This window comes from Cytophaga sp. FL35 (genome assembly GCF_014349235.1).
Lineage (GTDB): Bacteria > Bacteroidota > Bacteroidia > Flavobacteriales > Flavobacteriaceae > Euzebyella.
In genome coordinates this window covers 155,719-175,243 of the sequence record NZ_JACSOH010000005.1, presented here as the reverse complement: position 1 = coordinate 175,243, position 19,525 = coordinate 155,719, and the positions used below count along the sequence as shown (strand labels likewise).

The 19,525-nt window shown below is 39.0% G+C and carries 13 protein-coding genes; all 13 read left to right on the top strand.

What is annotated here, in order from left to right; translation table 11 throughout:
- Nucleotides 1–306 precede the first annotated feature (306 nt).
- The 13 genes from BIZ36_RS05765 (at nucleotide 307) to BIZ36_RS05705 (ending at nucleotide 19,517) form a co-directional block, all read left to right on the top strand.
- Entirely contained in the window at nucleotides 307–3,369 is a 3,063-nt protein-coding gene (locus BIZ36_RS05765) for a PKD domain-containing protein (protein ID WP_187456915.1), read from the top strand.
- 179 nt (nucleotides 3,370–3,548) lie between these two features.
- Nucleotides 3,549–4,550: an SDR family oxidoreductase gene (locus tag BIZ36_RS05760; protein WP_187456914.1), complete on the top strand. Its 1,002-nt coding sequence runs from the start codon at nucleotides 3,549–3,551 to the stop codon at nucleotides 4,548–4,550.
- 8 nt (nucleotides 4,551–4,558) lie between these two features.
- The gene (locus BIZ36_RS05755; protein WP_187456913.1) at nucleotides 4,559–5,842 is read left to right on the top strand and encodes a nucleotide sugar dehydrogenase; all 1,284 of its coding nucleotides are present in this window, start codon (nucleotides 4,559–4,561) and stop codon (nucleotides 5,840–5,842) included.
- 299 nt (nucleotides 5,843–6,141) lie between these two features.
- A complete protein-coding gene (locus tag BIZ36_RS05750) occupies nucleotides 6,142–7,977 on the top strand; it encodes an Ig-like domain-containing protein (protein ID WP_187456912.1) in 1,836 nt (611 codons plus the stop codon).
- 161 nt (nucleotides 7,978–8,138) lie between these two features.
- The gene (locus tag BIZ36_RS05745) at nucleotides 8,139–9,155 is read left to right on the top strand and encodes a glycosyltransferase family 2 protein (RefSeq protein ID WP_187456911.1); all 1,017 of its coding nucleotides are present in this window, start codon (nucleotides 8,139–8,141) and stop codon (nucleotides 9,153–9,155) included.
- Nucleotides 9,155–10,696: a polysaccharide biosynthesis protein gene (locus BIZ36_RS05740; RefSeq protein WP_187456910.1), complete on the top strand. Its 1,542-nt coding sequence runs from the start codon at nucleotides 9,155–9,157 to the stop codon at nucleotides 10,694–10,696. The genes BIZ36_RS05745 and BIZ36_RS05740 overlap by 1 nt, the downstream gene beginning before the upstream one ends.
- Nucleotides 10,697–10,839: 143 nt before the next feature.
- Complete coding sequence (locus tag BIZ36_RS05735) at nucleotides 10,840–11,934, top strand: glycosyltransferase (RefSeq protein WP_187456909.1); 1,095 nt, start codon at nucleotides 10,840–10,842, stop codon at nucleotides 11,932–11,934.
- Nucleotides 11,935–11,939: 5 nt separating this feature from the next.
- Nucleotides 11,940–13,097: an O-antigen ligase family protein gene (locus BIZ36_RS05730; RefSeq protein WP_187456908.1), complete on the top strand. Its 1,158-nt coding sequence runs from the start codon at nucleotides 11,940–11,942 to the stop codon at nucleotides 13,095–13,097.
- A gap of 203 nt (nucleotides 13,098–13,300) precedes the next feature.
- Complete coding sequence (gene asnB / locus BIZ36_RS05725) at nucleotides 13,301–15,157, top strand: asparagine synthase (glutamine-hydrolyzing) (protein ID WP_187456907.1); 1,857 nt, start codon at nucleotides 13,301–13,303, stop codon at nucleotides 15,155–15,157.
- A 53-nt stretch (nucleotides 15,158–15,210) separates the two neighbouring features.
- Nucleotides 15,211–16,170, top strand: coding sequence for an ATP-grasp fold amidoligase family protein (locus tag BIZ36_RS05720; protein WP_222937279.1), 960 nt, complete (start codon nucleotides 15,211–15,213; stop codon nucleotides 16,168–16,170).
- Nucleotides 16,154–17,257, top strand: coding sequence for a glycosyltransferase (locus BIZ36_RS05715; RefSeq protein ID WP_187456906.1), 1,104 nt, complete (start codon nucleotides 16,154–16,156; stop codon nucleotides 17,255–17,257). The genes BIZ36_RS05720 and BIZ36_RS05715 overlap by 17 nt, the downstream gene beginning before the upstream one ends.
- The gene (locus BIZ36_RS05710; RefSeq protein ID WP_187456905.1) at nucleotides 17,235–18,308 is read left to right on the top strand and encodes a glycosyltransferase family 4 protein; all 1,074 of its coding nucleotides are present in this window, start codon (nucleotides 17,235–17,237) and stop codon (nucleotides 18,306–18,308) included. Before BIZ36_RS05715 ends, BIZ36_RS05710 begins: the two co-directional genes overlap by 23 nt.
- 66 nt (nucleotides 18,309–18,374) lie before the next feature.
- Nucleotides 18,375–19,517 carry a glycosyltransferase gene (locus BIZ36_RS05705; RefSeq protein WP_187456904.1) on the top strand — a complete coding sequence of 381 codons (1,143 nt, stop codon included), beginning with the start codon at nucleotides 18,375–18,377 and terminating at the stop codon, nucleotides 19,515–19,517.
- Nucleotides 19,518–19,525: the final 8 nt, after the last annotated feature.

Here is a 19,525-nt window from a genome sequence, read left to right as displayed (position 1 = left end):
GTCTTTTTATTCCCTTAGACACTTGTAATCTGCCAAAAACCTGCCGTTTGTCGATTTTTTTATTAAAATAAAGTTAAAATTAACTTCCTAAAAATCCAATAGACGTAATGCATGCGTATTTGTCTACTTGCTTCGATAGTTTTAGATTTCAGGGGGTTAGGGTCTCCGAAAAGAAAAGTCAAAAAAAATTTTGACAATCAAATTAAGGTTCTATTTTTGCGCGGATTGCGTTTCGTCGATTATAAATACATTTCGTCGATCTGCGCTCGTAAAAATTAGTAAGCAGTTAACATATTTACCTACCCTATGAACTTTTACCCCACAAAAGTCACGAGGTCTTTTTTGGTCTCCGTTTTGTTATTCCTCATTTTAATTTTATCCTGCTCCAAAGACAGTGACCTGTTAAAGGATGCCATTTTGGATCCTGATACTCCCCCTATTTCTCAAGCAAGTACGGACGAAGAGGAGGAAACGGAAGAAGAAGCGACTGAAGAGGAGCCCGTAGAAGAGGACACCGAAGAACCGCTAGTGGATGAGGAGGCCAATAAGGTTCCCATGGAGGTTCGAACCACCGTTTTTTCCCCCATTCAGGATGCTTATTTACAAGATGGGGAAGGCCATAACGACGAGATTGTTCGTTTGGAAGAAAATCGCCGCGAAAGTTATTTGATGTTCGACCTTAGCCCGATTGACTCCATCGGTGGAATTATTGAAGAATCCCATCTAGAATTTACCATTGCCACGGACGATGGGGACGGTACCATATCGGTACTTAAAGGAGATGCCACCCCCTGGGATGAAAATAACCTGTCTGCCAACACCGCTCCTAAAGTGGATTCGCTGTTGGGCGAAACTACCAATGATTATCGTGTGGGGCAAACAAAGAGCATCGACCTAGAAAAGGGTAAATTGGAAAATGCACCTCTTACCTTGGTATTAAAACATGAAAATGGCGACGATTTGGCCTTTGCTTCCAAGGAAAATACAAGCCATCAAGGCCCTAAGCTAGTGGTGGTATATGAAGCCCCGCAAGATGCAGAGGCCATCAGCGGAGATGATATGGAAGAGTGGGAAGCTCCCAGCACTGAGGAATCCGCAACCAATGAAGAAGTTCCGAACACAGATGGGGAGGAGAGCGAGCGCCCTGATGAGGCGCCAGAAACCCTGGTTGAAAACGAGCCGGACGCAGAAAATCCTGTCAATGCCGGTGATACCATCAACCAAAGCCCAACAGCCGTCATTGTCGCCACTCCCAAGGAAGGAGAAGCCCCCCTAAAAGTTAATTTGAAAGGTGATGGTTCTACTGATGACGTTCAAATTGTGAGCTATTCTTGGGATTTAGGTAATGGCGACAGCAGTAAGGATAAAAACACCAGCTACACCTTTGAGAAAGCAGGTGACTATAAGGTAAGTCTTACCGTAAAGGATGAAGAAGGTGAAAGTCACCAATCAAGCCTTACGATAAAGGTAACTGAAAAAGAGGAAGAGAATCAAGCGCCCAAGGCGAAAATATCGGCTAACAAAGTAGAAGGTGCTATCCCGTTGGAAATAAAATTTAATGGGGGCAACTCTACCGATGACCATAAAATTAGCGGTTACTTTTGGGATTTCAAAGATGGCAACAAGGCGACGTCTGCAAGCCCCAGCCATACCTTTACCAAAGAAGGTACCTATGAAGTTTCGCTTACCGTAACGGATGAAGAGGGTCTAAAAAACACCTCTACCCTTAGCATTAAGGCTACGGAGGCCAAAAATGAAGCCCCAGTGGCTGTCATCTCCGGAGGTCCTTTTGAAGGCTATGCCCCGCTTAAGGTGGAATTCAAAGCCTGGAACTCCAAGGATGATAATGAAGTAACCGCTTACTCATGGGACTTTAAAGATGGTTCTACTACGACTACGAAAAACCCGGACCATACCTATAAGGCTGCTGGATCGTATGATGTAGCCTTAACGGTAAAGGATGCCGAAGGCTTGACCCATACCGTCAAACAAATTGTAAAAGTAAGCCCTGCACCTACAGATAATGATGGCGGAAGTTCCAGCGACGGTGGAAGTAGTGGCAGTGGCAGCAATGATAATGGTGGATCTGATTCGTCGGGCGGCAGTAGTGGTGGCAGCTCCAATTCCGGGGCTCACTTAGGCCCACTAAAGGCCTTTCCCACGGCAGAGGGTTTTGGTAAAAACGCGACCGGAGGACGGGGAGGTATTGTAGTAGAGGTCACCAATTTAAATGATTCCGGACCAGGAAGCCTACGATACGCATTGGAGGAAATAAGGGAACCTCGTACTATTGTATTTAAGGTAGGAGGGACTATTAACGCCAAGTCGAACTTACCAATATATGCTGGCCGAGGTAACGTTACGATCGCCGGACAAACCGCACCAGGTGGAGGTATTTTAATAAAAAACGGTTCGTTAAGTATTCAGGCTGACAATGTCATCGTAAGACACTTACGATTTAGAATGAATTCATCCACAAACCCTCAAAATGGACACAACATGGATGGAATAAGAGTAAGATCCAGTAATCAATCGATAAAAATTAAAAATATTATTATAGATCATTGCTCTGTTTCTTGGGCATTAGACGAGAATTTGTCTACTAGATATGCCGAAAATGTAACAATTCAAAATAGTATTTTAGGCGAAAGCACAAGAGCTATGCTAATTGCTGGAGCAAAAAATATATCAGTTCTAAATAATTTATTCGTCTTGAACAGTAGTAGAAATGTTCTGGCAAACACAGTAAAACATGAAGAATTAACTTTCGAGCAAGTTAACAATATAGTATACGGATTTAACTGGGCTACATCAGGAACAGAGGGTATGAAATTTAATGTGATCGGTAATTACTATAAACAATCCAATGATTTTGCAGGCACAACAAAATTCGCTATAACCCTTACGCCTCCCGATCCCGCCAATGGGGACACAGGAAATATAAAAACAACACATGCGTATTTAAAAGATAATTTAATTGACCCTAAAATCTCAGCTATTTACAGAGGAGAGATAGAACCATATCTATTCACTTACCCTAAATCAAAATCTTCCTATAATGCCACTAACGCAAATGATTTAGACGGTAAACTACTTGGCCATGTAGGTGCCAGTAAACCTAAAAGGGATGCTGTGGATTCCCGTTTGATTAATCATTATAAAAATTCCAGTGGAAACATTAGTACTAGTGGCTTTTTTCCTACAATAAATAATGGAACCGCTTATAAGGATAGCGATAAGGACGGTATGGCCGATGATTGGGAAAAAAGTAATGGACTTAACCCGAATGACCCATCAGATGGTAAAAAAGACCGCAACGGGGATGGTTACACCAACCTAGAAGAATATCTCTACTACTTGTCTAAGTAATGAATATAACTTTTTGATTCGAAACAAGCCGATTAAGATACTATCTTAGTCGGCTTTTTACATTGTAAAAGGTCGGATATTACATGGAATCCATCTATTATCTTTATCGTACACAAGTATTTTTACCTTTCTTTGCAGCATTAACTATTTTTTAAATTTAGAACCTCTCGAAATCAATTATGGCATTTGAAAAATTAAATTTTAATAAAAGTTACCGAATATTAGTAACAGGCGGTGCCGGTTTTATCGGTTCCAATCTTTGTGAATTTTTACTAGAAAATGGAAATCAAGTCATTTGCCTTGACAATTTTGCTACCGGAAAAAAAGAAAACATTGCTCCCTTTCATTCCAATCCTAATTTTGAGTTGATTGAAGGCGATATTCGTGACCTCAACACCTGCCACAAGGCCTGTTCCCAAGTAGATTTTGTGCTTCACCAAGCCGCCTTGGGATCCGTACCCCGCTCCATAAACGACCCTATTACCAGTAATGAGGTCAATGTGTCCGGCTTTCTTAACATGTTGGTAGCTGCCAGGGATGCCAAGGTCAAACGCTTTGTATATGCCGCCAGTTCTTCCACCTACGGAGATTCCAAATCCATGCCCAAGATAGAGGACGTCATCGGAAAACCCCTATCCCCCTATGCCATCACCAAATATGTGAATGAACTCTATGCGGATGTTTTCTCCAAAACCTATGGTCTACAGACCATTGGCCTCCGCTATTTTAACGTTTTTGGCAAACGCCAAGACCCGAATGGTGCTTATGCTGCGGTGATACCCAAATTTACGATTCAATTGATGCAGTATGAATCTCCAAGAATCAATGGAGACGGAAGTTTTTCAAGGGACTTTACGTATATAGATAATGTGGTGGAGATGAACATCCGTGCCTTGTCGACCGACAATAAAGAAGGGATGAACACCGTTTATAATGTGGCCTATGGCGAACGTACCGATTTAAAGGAACTCGTAAGTCTCTTAAAGGACTATTTAGGCGCGTACGACCCCAACATAAAAGAGGTAAAAGTCCTGTATGGCCCAGAAAGAAAAGGAGACGTACCCCACTCTCTGGCATCCATCGAAAAGGCCAAAAAATTACTGGGCTACAACCCCCAATATGATATTAAAACAGGATTAAAAAATGCCATGGAATGGTATTGGAACAATTTAAAAAACTAGAAAAAGATATGAATACGCCAAAAATAGCTATTATTGGGCTGGGCTATGTAGGGCTGCCATTGGCACGCCTTTTTGCGACCCAATACCCAGTAATAGGGTTTGACATCAACAAAAACAGGATCAAGGAATTGCAAAGTGGCAATGACAGTACCCTTGAAGTAAGCAATGAGGTACTTCAAGAAGTGTTGGTTCAAAGTTCTGAAATTTCGGAAAAAGGGCTGTATTGTACCGATCAACTGGATGCCATCGCCGATTGCAGTTATTATATTGTGACGGTACCCACCCCCGTTGACAAAACCAATCGCCCCATCTTAACCCCCCTATATAAAGCTAGTGAAACCGTGGGCAAGGTGCTGAGAAAGGGGGATATCGTAGTTTACGAATCTACCGTATATCCTGGAGTTACCGAAGAAGAATGTGTTCCTGTATTGGAAAAAGTGAGCGGTTTAAAATTCAATCAGGACTTTTTCGTCGGCTACTCCCCGGAACGAATTAATCCGGGCGATAAGGAGCATACCGTAGAAAAAATATTAAAAGTTACGTCCGGCTCTACCCCTGAAATCGGAAAGAAAGTAGACCAACTGTATGCCTCCGTCATCACGGCCGGCACCCACTTGGCCCCTAGCATACAGGTGGCAGAAGCTGCTAAGGTAATCGAAAACTCACAACGGGATATCAACATTGCCTTTGTCAACGAGTTGGCGAAGATTTTTAATCTAATGAACATTGATACCCATGCCGTTTTGGAAGCAGCTGGAACCAAATGGAATTTCCTTCCCTTTAAACCGGGCTTGGTAGGGGGGCATTGCATAGGTGTAGACCCTTACTACCTAGCCCAACGTTCTCAAGAATTTGGCTACCACCCTGAAATTATTTTGGCAGGCCGCCGTATGAACGACGGTATGGGCAAATATGTAGCCTCTGAAATAATACGTTTGATGGTTCAAAAAGATATCAAAATCAAAAACGCCAAGGTTTTGGTCTTGGGCATCACTTTTAAAGAAAATTGCCCTGACGTACGAAACACCAAGGCGGTGGACGTTATCTCCAATCTACAAAGCTACGGTACCGAACTGACCATCTTTGACCCTTGGGCCTCCATAGATGAAGTTCAAGAGGAATACGGTTATCACATTACCAACCATATTCCCAATGAAACTTTTGATACCATTGTATTGGCCGTAGCCCATAAAGAATTTTTAGAAATTGACCTTCGTTCGAAATTACAGCCCAATGGCGTACTCTATGACGTCAAAGGCATTCTTACTTGTAAAGTTGAAGGCCGCCTCTAAAAAACCATTTAAAAAGATCATTCTAATCAATAAGCAGGACCTTGTCCTGCTTTTTTTTGGGCACTATATACTTCAAAAGGACAACTGCCCACTTTCAAAAGCTTTCGAATGCCGTTCATCGATATTTTTGGTTCGATGCATGCAGTTCATCTAGAAATTGGTTCGTTCAACAACAATATTTGATTAAGTAGGTTAAGAATAAAAAGAATTGAAGGCCATTACATTTTATGTAAAGAAAAACACGTAACAATAAAAAAAGTAAGATAAGGATCCCAAATCCCGAATCTTAACACCTACTTATGACAACTTTTAGAAGAAATGCCATTAATTTGGCCATGCTTTGTATTGCCCTATTATTGAGCATGGCTTGCAGTAAAGACACAGATCTTTTGGCGGACTATGTCGCTCAAGACAGTGAATTGGCCTCCTTGACCGGGAACGTTTTCTTACGTGATGTATATCGGTACACCGGAGAGACCATGGTCTTAGATGTTTTGGCCAATGACGTCATCAGCACTCCTGAAAAAGTAAAGATTATAGATACTAGCCAGCCTCAAAACGGTACCGTTGTCATCAATGAAGATAAGACTTTGACTTACACCCCGGAGGTAATTGATAGCAGAACAGGAACTGAACCTGAAAACACCGAGCCCCAAACCGAGGAGCCCCAAACAACTTCTGAAGAGGCGTCTCAAAGTGCTGACGAACCAGCCTCGCAAAACGAAGAAACCAATACAGAAACGGATACTACAGAAGGAAAGACCACAGAGACCTTTACCTATACGACCGAAACAGAAAATGAAGACGGGAGTACGGAAATCAATGAAACAGAAGTAACGATTACGGATGAGGCACCCCAAGAGCTAAAAGCCTTCCCAACTGCCGAAGGCTTTGGCAAATATACTACCGGAGGTCGCGGAGGCAAAGTGATTCATGTAACCAATCTGAACGATTCCGGCCCAGGAAGTTTAAGGGAGGCCGTTGAGAACACCTATGGAAAAAGAACCGTTGTTTTTGATGTGGCAGGCGATATATTTTTGTCCGGCCCTCTATACTTAGGTTCTTCCAATGCTTCTTTAAATGCCAAGAGAGAAAATATCACAGTAGCCGGAGAAACTGCCCCTAGCCCTGGTATTACCCTACGAAACTATGGGTTTGAAGTATATTCTTCCAATGTAATTATAACACATTTAGCCATAAGGCCACACAATGACGGTCAAGATTTAGATTGTATCCGCCTCCGTAATTGGGGAGTTAATGGTTATATTCAAGAAAATGTGATGTTGGCACATTTAAGCCTTTCCGGTGGAGATGATGAAAATGTGGATTTTGCGGGAGCAAGAAGTTCTGCACCCCTTAAAAATGTTACTATTCAAAATTGTTTGATTGCCAAAGGTACTGGAAAGTACAACTTCCTATTCGGACAATATGTTCAGAATGCTTCCATTTTAGAAAATGTCATGTCTCACGAGCAAAGCCGTTCCGTATTCTTTGGCTTTGGTTTTGATGGAGAAACTGCAGAAATGATTAATAATATAACTCATGCTAATAGAGGGTATACCAATGTAGCATGGGGTAACAACGTTGATGTAATAGGAAACATTTACAGCTCCTCTTCGCAAAACCCTCCAATTTATAGAGCTATCAGTTATGAAGCATCTACTTACAACAACCCTGATGCTAAAGAATCTGAAGGAAGCATCTTTGTTTCCCATAATTTTCAAGTGGGTAACAATTGGGGATCATTACCTATATACCAAGATAACATCACCAACTACGGTAAGTCTAATAGGGTTATTACCAACTCCTTAGTAGACTCTTGGGAAACCACGGTATCTGGGGTAGAAAATAAAGTTCTACCTATTGTTGGGGCATATTTGCACAGAGATGTTATAGACACCAATTTAATTGCAGAATACAAGGCAGGAACAGGAACAGAGGCCAAGATAACGCCTCCTTTAAAACCCAGCACATCTAGGAGCGCAAGTTACGACACCGACGGAGATGGCATTGCTGATGCATGGGAAAGCAATATAGGCGGTACCGTAGGTGTGGACGATAGTAAAGGTGACCATGACGGTAACGGGTACACCAATATAGAAGAGTTCCTTCACTATTTGGTACAAGGTAAATAATTATGCATTTAAAAAAAAGAAAAACCTTCAAAAGTGAAGGCTTTTCTTTTTTTAAATAATTCTTTTTTTAAGATCTTTGTTTCAACAAATACAATTTTTCCAACCCCTTTAAAATTTTCCATTTTAAATTTCGTTGTCCCTTTAGTAAATAACTTGCTTAAATGTCCAAAGCCGTAGAACCAGCATTAGTAAATAGCGAGAAACCACTGCTATCGGTAATTATGCCGGTTTATAACGTGGCGCCCTACCTAAAGCGTTGCTTGGATAGTATATGCCAACAAACTTACCGCACTCTAGAAATTATTTTGGTAGATGATGGGTCAACTGATGAGAGCTATGATATTTGCTTGGAGTATGCTGAAACAGATAACAGAATACACGTTATACAGCAAGCTAATGGAGGGTCTAGCCTAGCAAGGAACGCAGGGTTGAAAAGAGCCACTGGAGATTACATTTCATTCATTGACAGCGACGATTGGATCCATAGAGAAATGTTCTCGGCCATGCTAGATTTCCTTACCGAGCAAAAACTTTCGGTGGTTGAATGTGGCCTAATAGGGAGTAGAAGCCTAAAAGACAAGGGATTGCCAAATATGAAGCTAATCAATAAGTTAGAAACACAGGAAGAAGCCATGGAGCGCATTGTTAAAAACAATAGTTTCTCCGTATGGCGTAGGATATACAAAAAAGAGCTCATCGAAGGTCTTTTATTCATTCCGGGAAAAATACATCAGGATGTTTTTTTCACCATTGACATTATAAATAGAATAGACCACCAGGGCTATTTACCTTTTCCATTCTATATATACAACAATGAGAATGAAAGCGTGATTCGCAGTGCTTATAACGAAAAAAAATTGGCGGCCAAGGACGCTCTATATTATGTTGTTGAGCAGACCACACAGTATAACGAGAAAGTAAAACTTAATGCGAGAATGCATTTACTGGAAGGCTTGGTATCTCATTACAACTCTTTATTTTCTTTCCCTCAAATAGACAGGGACAAAAGCCATAGAAAACAAATTAAAAAAGAAATTTCAGATCAGGTCAATATAAGAGACAACATCTACTCTACTTATGGAGTTCTTGCCAAATTACTACCTCTAAATCTGTACGCCCAATTTTTAAAGGTGAACGATTGGCGCATAAAAATGAAGTTAAAGCTGTTAAGATTATAATGTCCAGACTTGCCAACACCATTAAAAATGCCAAGGTTGGGGTTTTTTTTCATGTCCTTTTTATCCTAACGCAATTCTTTGCCAGGAAAATCTTTTTGGAAAATTTAGGGGATGACTTTATGGGGCTTACCTCTACCCTCCAAAGTTTTTTGAGTTTTCTAAACTTGGCCGAACTGGGTATTGGTACTGCTATTGGGTTTACCCTATACCAACCCTTGTTTGATAAGAACCACCAAGAAATAAATCATATTATTCGGTTTTTTGGAAACATCTATAAAAAAATTGGTTGGTTCATCATTGGCCTTTCTCTAATACTATCAGTATTTTTTCCTATCATCTTTGAAGATACGGGCATTTCCTTACCCCTCATTTATTATGCTTTTTTTGCCTTTCTGATCAGTTCTCTACTTGGATATTTTTACAATTACCACATGCTACTGTTTCAGGCAGACCAAAAAGAATATATGGTAGCCAAATACCTTCAAACCTATAACATTGGTAAAATTATCCTGCAGCTCATTGTAGTTTTCTACTTCCAAAGCTTTATTGGATGGATTAGCCTAGAGTTAATAAGCGCTATTTTGTTTACCTTAACCCTCCGCAAAAAAACTGCCAAAACCTACCCTTGGTTAAATTTGTCTCTGAAACAGGCTGATGGAAAAGAAGAAAAATTTAAATCCTATCCCGAACTTGTTAAGAAAATCAAGGAAATAAGTTTGCACAAATTCGGAACCTTTGTCTCTAATGGTACGGACAATATTTTAATTTTTTCTTTTATAAACGTAGAAACCGTTGCCTTTTTTGGCAATTATCAGTTGATTATACTCAACTTTGCCACCCTGTTAAATAAATTTTTCTTGGGCACCAATGCCAGTGTTGGCAATTTGGTAGCGGAAAAGAATGAAACCTCCATTAAACAGGTTTTTTGGGAATTAATGTCCTTCAGGTTCTTTATAGCAGGTATTGTGGGGCTTGGGATCATAACTTTGGTAGACCCGTTTATAATTCTTTGGTTGGGAGAAAAATACATACTTTCAGAAACTACCGTTGCCCTTTTTGCCATTAACTTTTTTATGTTGCAGGTAAGGCAGCCGGTAGACGTATTTAAGCAAGCCTATGGGTTGTACTCGGACACTTGGGCTCCAGTGGCCCAAAGCATCATTAACTTAGGGGTGTCATTGCTTTTGGTAAGCAAATGGGGGCTTCCCGGGATTTTGTTGGGGACTTGCTGCAGCCTTGTGCTGATTATTATGTTATGGCGTCCGTACTTTCTTTTTACCAAGGGATTTGAATGGCCTGTTTCCGAGTATTTCTGGGGTTTTTTAAAGCTTTCTGCAATTTTTGTCCCGGTGTATTTTAGTATTCAATTTTTGTCTACCAAACTTATCACATTCAAAATTGCCAACTTTATAGATTTTGGATTGTATGCCATCATCATAACCTTGAGTTTAGTTCTTATTTACGGAGGCATACTTTATATCTCGGACCGATTCTTCAGGGATTTAATCAGGCGCTTAAAAAAAGGGGTTTTTAAGAATTGAAAGTACGGGCAGCAGTAAATTATCCAGATGAAATTACCGATGGTCGTTCCCAATGGGAAATTGAACCAATTCATAAGCTTACCCGTGAGAAATAATGTATTTTAGCATTTTGATTGGTTATACCATCACGTAGCACCCATAGAATGCAAAAAAAAAGAGTTGCCTTTGTTATTTACAGTCTTAGTTCCGGAGGAGCTGAGAGGGTCATATCAGAATTGGCCAATAGCCTAGAAAAGGAATTGGAAGTTTTTATTATTACATTGGTTAAGACCGAACCTTTTTACCCCCTAAACAAATCCATTAAGCTACTTTACTGTTCCGAGAACCCAAAAACAGCCACCAATCCTATAAAGTCCACCATCAATGGGCTTAATCGCGTAAGAACACTAACAAAGATAATAAAGAGCAACAAAATCCAATTGACCATTGGTTTTATGACGAGCTCAAATATTTATGCCATTTGGGCCTCTAAGCGTTGCGGAATACCTTGTATCATAAGCGAACGTGCAAACCACAATATAGACCAGCCACCAAAATTACTTGCCATGGTAAGGGATTATAGTTATAAGCGCTGTAATTATTTGGTTGTACAGACAGAAGGCAACAGGCTTTTTTATCAAAAAGTGCTAGATTCTTCTAAAATAGTGGTCATTCCCAACCCCTTGGCCGATTCACTGGCCTCCAAAATAAAGCTGAAACAAGAGCAGAGAGAAAACGTAATTTTAAATGTTGGAAGTTTCAAGAACGGTAAGGCTCAAGACTTGCTTATACAAGCGTTTTCTAAACTGAACATCAACAATTGGCAATTGATCTTTGTAGGCGACGGACGAAACAGGACTGCATTTGAAACCTTGGCCAAAGACCTGAATGTTTGGGAAAACATACAATTTGTTGGAAAGCAAAAAGAAATACATGAATTTTATAACAAAGCTACATTATTTGTATTTACTTCGGAACACGAAGGGTTCCCCAATGCCCTGTTAGAAGCCCTTTCCTTTGGAATTCCAACCATATCCACCAATTGCGAGCATGGCCCCTCAGACCTCATTAATCACGGTGAAAACGGTTTTCTGATTCCAGTAGGGGACCCGCAGGCTTTGGAAGAAAAAATGGCCATTCTTATGAGCAACAAAGAGCTTCAACAAAAATTTAGGGACAATGCCCTTTCCTCTACAAAAAAGTATCAAGGGGAGAGCATTGTTAACTTATGGAGAAACTATATCTTTAAATTAGTATAGCACAAATGATGTTAGGACAACTTACTCTTTTTAACAGCATTTTAAAGTACGCTATTTTAGCTCTTTTTTTGCTAAACATTCCGGATTTTGCCCTAACCCATATCAACCCGGTAATTTCTTCCATATTAAGCTACATGTCCTTTGGTCTGTTAATATTGTTCTATATTGTCAATAAGAGAACAGGAGTTAATATGTGGCTTTTGTTTATTGGATTAATGTATTTTATTATAGGAAGCCTCTCTGGCCAATCCTATATCCCCCCCATCAACTTTTATCTAATATTTTGGGTTAAATACTTTATTGTAATTATTTGTGGCTATGAGCTTGTAAAACAAACCTCAACAAAAGAATTATCTATTTTTTTACTCATTGGGGCCCTGAGCATTATATCGCAAATTTACTTTTTCAACAATCCTCTAAAGGATTATGGACGCTACAGCGGGTTTTACCTAAACCCTAACGCCGGGGGATTTATATGTATTTTGGGCTACTCACTTACCTACGTCCTAAAAAACAAAAAATTTAAGTTAATGGCGCAGTTGATATTTACCATAATGGGATTGCTGACCTTTTCGCGCACCTTTATCCTCCTCTGGGTCATCATTAACCTAATTTCGATAAAAATCTCTATAAAGAACACCAACAAACTAATTTTTGGAATTGTCATCTTATTTACCTTAATGGCGTATAATTCCTTTTTACCTGTTAAAAATGATAGGCTTACGCAACTAACAGGTCTTTTAAGTGGAGACACCACGGCCGCTCAGGACCTAAATGAAGGTTCTCGTTTTGAAACTTGGCAAAAATTTTACGGTTTTGTTATGGAAAAGCCCATTTTGGGCCATGGGTTCAACTCCTTTGATGGTGGCGGGCTTGGTGGTTTTCTTGGAGCCCATAACACTTATTTGAAATTGCTGGGTGAAGCAGGCATTATCCCTTTTATAATGCTACTCATATTCTTCTTTTTTTTGATTAGAAAGGGAATGACCCAATTCCAAAAAAAACCCAATATTTTGTTTATGTCAATTTCATTGGCAATACTTTTAATGACCAGCCATAATTTCTTTGATAATGGATACCTGCTATTGATTACGTTGTGGATATATAATCAAATCTACTCTCTTAGCCTATATACAGGGGAAAAGGCGGTGTTACAGAATTAAGTGAAAATAAAAAGTACAATTATATATTGAATTTACCTAGATGCTAATTTGTACCAAAATCAAAATATTGTTCAAATTAACCACTAGTACTCCGTTCCATTTAGAATCATTTATATTATAAATACAATAGTTTGCCTTATTCGAGGTTAAATATTCCTAGGACTATGTTCTATTCAATAATGAAATTATAATACACAACCAATATGTGTGGAATTTACGGCACTACAATACCTTATACGGAAAATCAGATCCGTGAAAAACTGGAAATAACCTCCTATCGCGGACCTGATCAAATGGGTTGGGATACCTACCCTTATACCAATGGTAAAATAACCTTTGGTCATAACCGCTTATCCATTATAGACCTGGACCCACGATCCAATCAACCTATGACCTTTGCCCAAAAAGTATATATAGTATTTAACGGGGAGGTTTTTAATTATAAAGCGCTAAGGGAAGACCTAAAAAAAAGAGGGCATGTATTTAACACTACCAGTGATACGGAAGTGATTTGTGCTGCCTACTTGGAATACGGGGAGGATTGTGTAAAATATTTCAACGGCATGTTTGCCTTTGTAATTTATGATATAGAAAAGCAAATATTTTTTGGCGCCAAAGATCGGTTAGGGCAAAAACCCTTTTACTATTATTGGAACGGTAGCCAATTTGAATTTGCCAGTCAAATTTCATCCATTAAATTACACAATCATCATCTAACCATTTCGGACAAGGCCATTCAACAATATTTAACGTGGAATTCCATACCCTCTCCCAGTTCTATTTTTAATGAAATTAAAAAGCTGGAAGATGGCCACTCCTTTACGTTTAACTTAGAAAGCTCAGAATTCGCAACACACCAGTATTGGGATATAGATTACACTCAGCAAAAGCCTTATCAAGGTAGTTTTGAAATGGCCAAAACAGAACTTGAGAAGCTTCTTACTGATGCTGTTGGCCTTAGAATGGTAGCCGATGTGCCAGTGGGGGTCTTTCTTTCCGGAGGGGTAGATTCTTCATTGATTGCTGCTATGGCTGTAAAATCCACTCAAGAAAAGGTAAAAACATTTTCCGTGAAATTCAATGAAAAGGATTTTGACGAAAGCCAGTACGCCCAACAAGTAGCCGATCATTTAGGTACCGACCACCATGTTATAGAGTGTGATCATAAAGAAGGATTAGATTTGATATCCAATTTTTGTGATTTTTATGATGAACCTTTTGCGGATTCTTCCGCACTGCCCTCCATGCTTCTTTCCAAGCACACTAGAAAAAAGGTCACCGTAGCCCTGTCCGGAGATGCCGGGGATGAAAGCTTTCTTGGGTACCATAGATACCAATGGGTTAAGCAAAATAAAAACAAATACGATATCCCCTTATCTATCAGGAAGATAGCCGCTAACATTATGCAACGAGTCCCCTATAAAAACAATCGGTTAAAAACCCTATCCGCATACTTGCTGTTATCTAATATTGAGGAGGCTTACCTAAAAACAATGACCAATCCTGATGCTTCTTGTACCAACTTAACCTTTGAGACCGAAAAGGTGAAGGAGCTTAAATACCTTTTTCATAACCACAAGAATATTTACGAACGAATATCGGATTTTGACCTAAAGACATATCTAAGTTGGGACATCAACACAAAAGTAGATCGGGCCAGTATGGCTTACTCCTTAGAAGCAAGGTCTCCGTTACTGGATTATAGAATAGTGGAGTTTGCCCGTTCTTTGCCCACGGAATTTAAATGGAAAGGAGACAACCAAAAAAGAATTTTAAAGGAGATACTGTATTCCCATGTTCCAGAACATATATTCAACAGACCTAAATCAGGTTTTGCCGTACCTTTAAACCATTGGTTTAAAAATGAGCTAAAAGATTATGTACTGGATGAACTCTCCTCTAAAAATCTTAGTGAAATTCCTGGAGTTAAGGCTAATGAAGTTCAAAAAGTAATTAAAAACCATATGAGCGGTAATTGGAATCATTTTTCAATCATATGGAAGTTATTGGTTCTTAGGCAATGGCTGGCCAATAATGGCAAGGGTATCTCTATTGTTTAAATGCTTTTATTTGGATACCCAATAGGACATAGACAAGGTTTAATCTATTATTTATGAGCGCTAATAAAAATACTTCCTCTCCTATCACTCAGGCATCATTTGGGCAATATGTTATGCGCCCTCTCCGTTCATTATTAGGATGCTTTATAAAGTATATTCCAGATAAATATTATATCCAAATAAAATTTAGGTACCACATGGGCTATAGCTTGGACCTAAAAAACCCAAAAACCCTGAACGAAAAAATCAACTGGTTAAAGCTTCATGATAGAACTGCCTTACATACCCAGTGTTCGGACAAATATGAGGTTAGAAAGTTTGTTATAGAGAAAATTGGAGAGGAATTTTTGGTTCCTTTATATTTTCAAACCGAAGACCCCAACCAAATAATACCGGAAAACATTACTATGACGCCCTGTATAATTAAAACAAATCATGACAGTGGAGGTGGCGTCTTTGTCTATGATAAGAACAAAATAGATTGGGCCGCCGTTCAAAACTCCTTAGGAGAAAGAATGAAGCATAATTACTTTTGGAGTTCAAGAGAGTGGCAATATAAAAATATAAAACCAAGAATTATTGTTGAAAAGTTACTGCAAGATAGCAACGGTAAAATTCCCAACGATTATAAAGTTCATTGCTTTAATGGCAAGGTAAGGATGATATCCGTTGATGTTGGAAGAAATACCGAAGAACACCACAGAAACTGGTATTCCAACAAATGGGAACGCGAACCCTATAAATGGTCCTCGCACAAGGGGAAAAAGTTTACGGATCCCAGCGAAAACGACTTGGACCCTCCTAAAAATTTTGAATTGATGAAAAGCCTATCCGAGAAACTTGCCGCTCCGTTCAATTACGCAAGGATAGATTGGTACGACGTGAACGGACAACTATTTTTTGGAGAAGTAACCTTTCATCATGATGGAGGCTACCTTCCTATTTTACCAAAGATATGGGATGAAAAATTAGGACAAGAACTAAACCTAAAGCATATTGAAAAAGAAAGTTAAGGTTGTTTTTGTAATTCCAAACCTTATGCCCGGAGGGGCAGAAAGGATTATGACTTTTTTGGCCAAAAATATAGGCCCCGATCACTTCGAAACCCAACTACTCGTACTTGGCTCAAATAGCAATACAGCCTATAATATTGACGGGGTAAATGCTGAATTCCTGAACAAGAACCGGGTACTTTCTTCAATACCAAGCTTAATATTACATATTAAGAAGGTAAAACCGGATGTTGTAATGAGTTCTATTGATCACTTAAATGTGATAATGGGCGCTATATCCGTATTATTCTCCCATACCATATTTATTGGAAGACAAGCTAGTGTAAGCAAGGTAAGTGCCAACTTTCAAGCAAAAAAAACAAACAAGCTTTTCTCGGTTTTAAGAAAATGGGCTTTAAGGAAACTAGATTATCTAGTATGCCAATCCCACGACATGTACGTAGACTGTGAGAAACACTATTCAATAAAAAAGGATAAACTAACTATCATACATAATCCCATCACCGAAAATTTCTGTGTGAAAGATAATTTGGAGTTTGATCCAAAGGAAGAAGTCAAATTTATCACTGTTGGCAGATTAGACAAAATAAAAGGCCATTTAAGACTTCTTAAAGTACTCTCTAATATTAATTATCCTTATAAATACACCATTATTGGGGATGGACCGGAAAAGGAAGAAATACAAAGGTTGGTGAACACGCTTCAGTTGAACCAAAAGGTTGTATTCATTGGTTATACCGATCAAGTTCAAAAATACCTAAAGAACAGTCACTATTATTTACAAGGTTCTTATACAGAAGGGTTTCCGAATGCTTTGCTAGAAAGTTGCGCCGTAGGCACCCCTGCAATTGCCTTTGAGGCTCCTGGAGGCACCAGTGAAATAATAGAACCCGGTATAAATGGGTTTATTGCCCCTGATGAAGTCGAGTTTATTAATTATCTTGCAAATTTAAAAATATTCAATGCCCAGACCGTTTCCAACTCCGTTTACAACAAGTTTGCAAAAGAAATAATTGTAAAACAATATGAAACTTTTTTTCTTAAAGCAGTAAAACCCTCACTTTATGAAAATAGATTTCCTAATTAATAGAATGAGTGGTGGTGGTGCGGAAAGAGTAGTAAGCCTTTTGGCAAATTACCTAGTGGAAAAAGGGCATAAAATAAGAATTATAACGTTTCAGGACACTGACAAATACTATTTAGACCCAAAAATAGAACGGATAAAACTACACAAACATCCACTGTTTCAATCTGTTGTGGTTAACGGTTTCTTCCAATTGTTCAATTTCTATAGAAAAAAGAAAAATAGACCGGATGTGATGAGTTCACATATATGCCTGTTGAGCTACATGACCATACCCATTGCTAAAATCTTTGGACTAAAATTAATTATATCGGAGCATACCAACCATATACAAGTAACCAGTTTTGCCAGGAGATTTTTAAGAACCTATTTATACCCACTTGCAGACGCCGTAACTATTCTGACCAAATTTGACCAAGAGTATTTTTCTACTAGGAACAAAAACGTATGGCTAATGCCCAACCCCTGTCCATTTGATATTATCGAAGAGTTAAATGGCAGGGAAGAAAAAAAGGAAATCCTGGCTATTGGAGATTTGAATAGGTATGAAAACAAAGGTTTTGATAACTTAATAGATATTTCCGCCTCTTTGCTAAAAAAATATCCCCATTGGATGGTTAAAATTGTGGGTGAAGGAGACGAAGGACAAAAGGTTTTGATGGAAAGAGCGAAGCAACTAGGAATCTCTAGCAATATTATATTTACAGGACACAGAACAGATATTCAACAACTATTAAGAGATAGTGCCATTTTTGTGCTAACCTCTAAATACGAAGGCATGCCAATGACCTTGTTGGAAGCCATGTCTCAAGGTGCATGTTGCATCTCTTTTGATTGTATTTCTGGGCCTTCGGACATAATCACCCATAATGAAAACGGTCTTCTTATAGAAGACCAAAATGTTGAAGAAATGAGGTTAGGGCTAGAAAAACTCATAACAAATGCAGATTTAAGAAAAAGACTAAAATCCAATGCCCCTGCTTCCATGGAACAATTCACAATCACCAATGTTGGAGATAGATGGGAGTCTTTACTTGAGCAAGTAAATAGATAAGCATAACATTAATAAACCTCAATAGTCTGCATCCTAAACGCTATAACCCTACAATTAAAATCACTTATGACAATTTCCCTCTTTATATATTCTTTGGCCGGTGGTGGTGCCGAACGTGTAGTGTCATACCTTTTACCTTATTTAAAAAGTAAGGGCCATGTCGTGCATTTGGTATTAATGAACAAAACAATTAGTTATCCTCTCCCAAATGATGTTTCAGTGCACTATATAGAACAATCAAAATCTGATGAAAGTGGCATTTTAAAACTTCTAAAGCTTCCATTTTTGGCATATAAGTACGCTCGACTGGTTAAAAAATTACAGTTGACACATTCCTTTAGTTTACTATCGCGCCCCAACTATGTAAATGTTCTAATGAAGTATTTCGTAAAACAGCCCCCTAGAATTATAGTCAGTGAACGAAATTATGCCAGTATGCAATATGGTTACGGAGATATGCAATCAAAAGCGAACAATTTGCTGGTGTCTTGGTTATATCCAAAAGCTGATTTTGCAATTGGCAACTCAGAGGCCAATGTGGCCGATTTAATCGATAATTATGGGGTAAAAAAAATACGCTCACATGTAATTCAAAACCCAATAGATATTGAAAAAATTGAAAAGTTAGTAACCAAAGAGAATTTTTTTGATTCTAGCTTTGTGAATATGATTACTGTGGGGAGGTTGCAGGCTGCAAAAAACCAAGAATTATTGCTAAAAGCTTTTGCATCGACACCGGAAAATGTCAGGCTGTACATCTTAGGCAAGGGCCATCTAGAAAACCACCTAAAAGAATTGACAGCCCATCTAAAGCTTGAAGAGCGTGTTTTTTTTCTAGGTTTTGATAATAATCCCTACCAATACCTAAAAGGCGCCGACCTATTTGTATTTGGATCCAACCACGAAGGCTTCCCCAACGTACTTCTCGAAGCCATGTGTTGCGGTCTGCCCATTTTAACCACCAATTGTAAATCGGGCCCCAGTGAAATTATGCAATTGCAAGAACCAAGCGAAACCGACTTGATGAAAACCCCTTATGGCTTGCTCACACCCGTGGGCAATGTAGATGTAATGGCCAAGGGAATGGCCTATTTTTTAAACCATCCCGCCTATTTACAATCTTGTAGGCAGGCGGTGCTAGAAAGAATCAAAGATTTTGAAAAAGAGGGCATTTTAAAAGCCTACGAGGAGGCTCTTCTTAAACAATAACTAGTAGT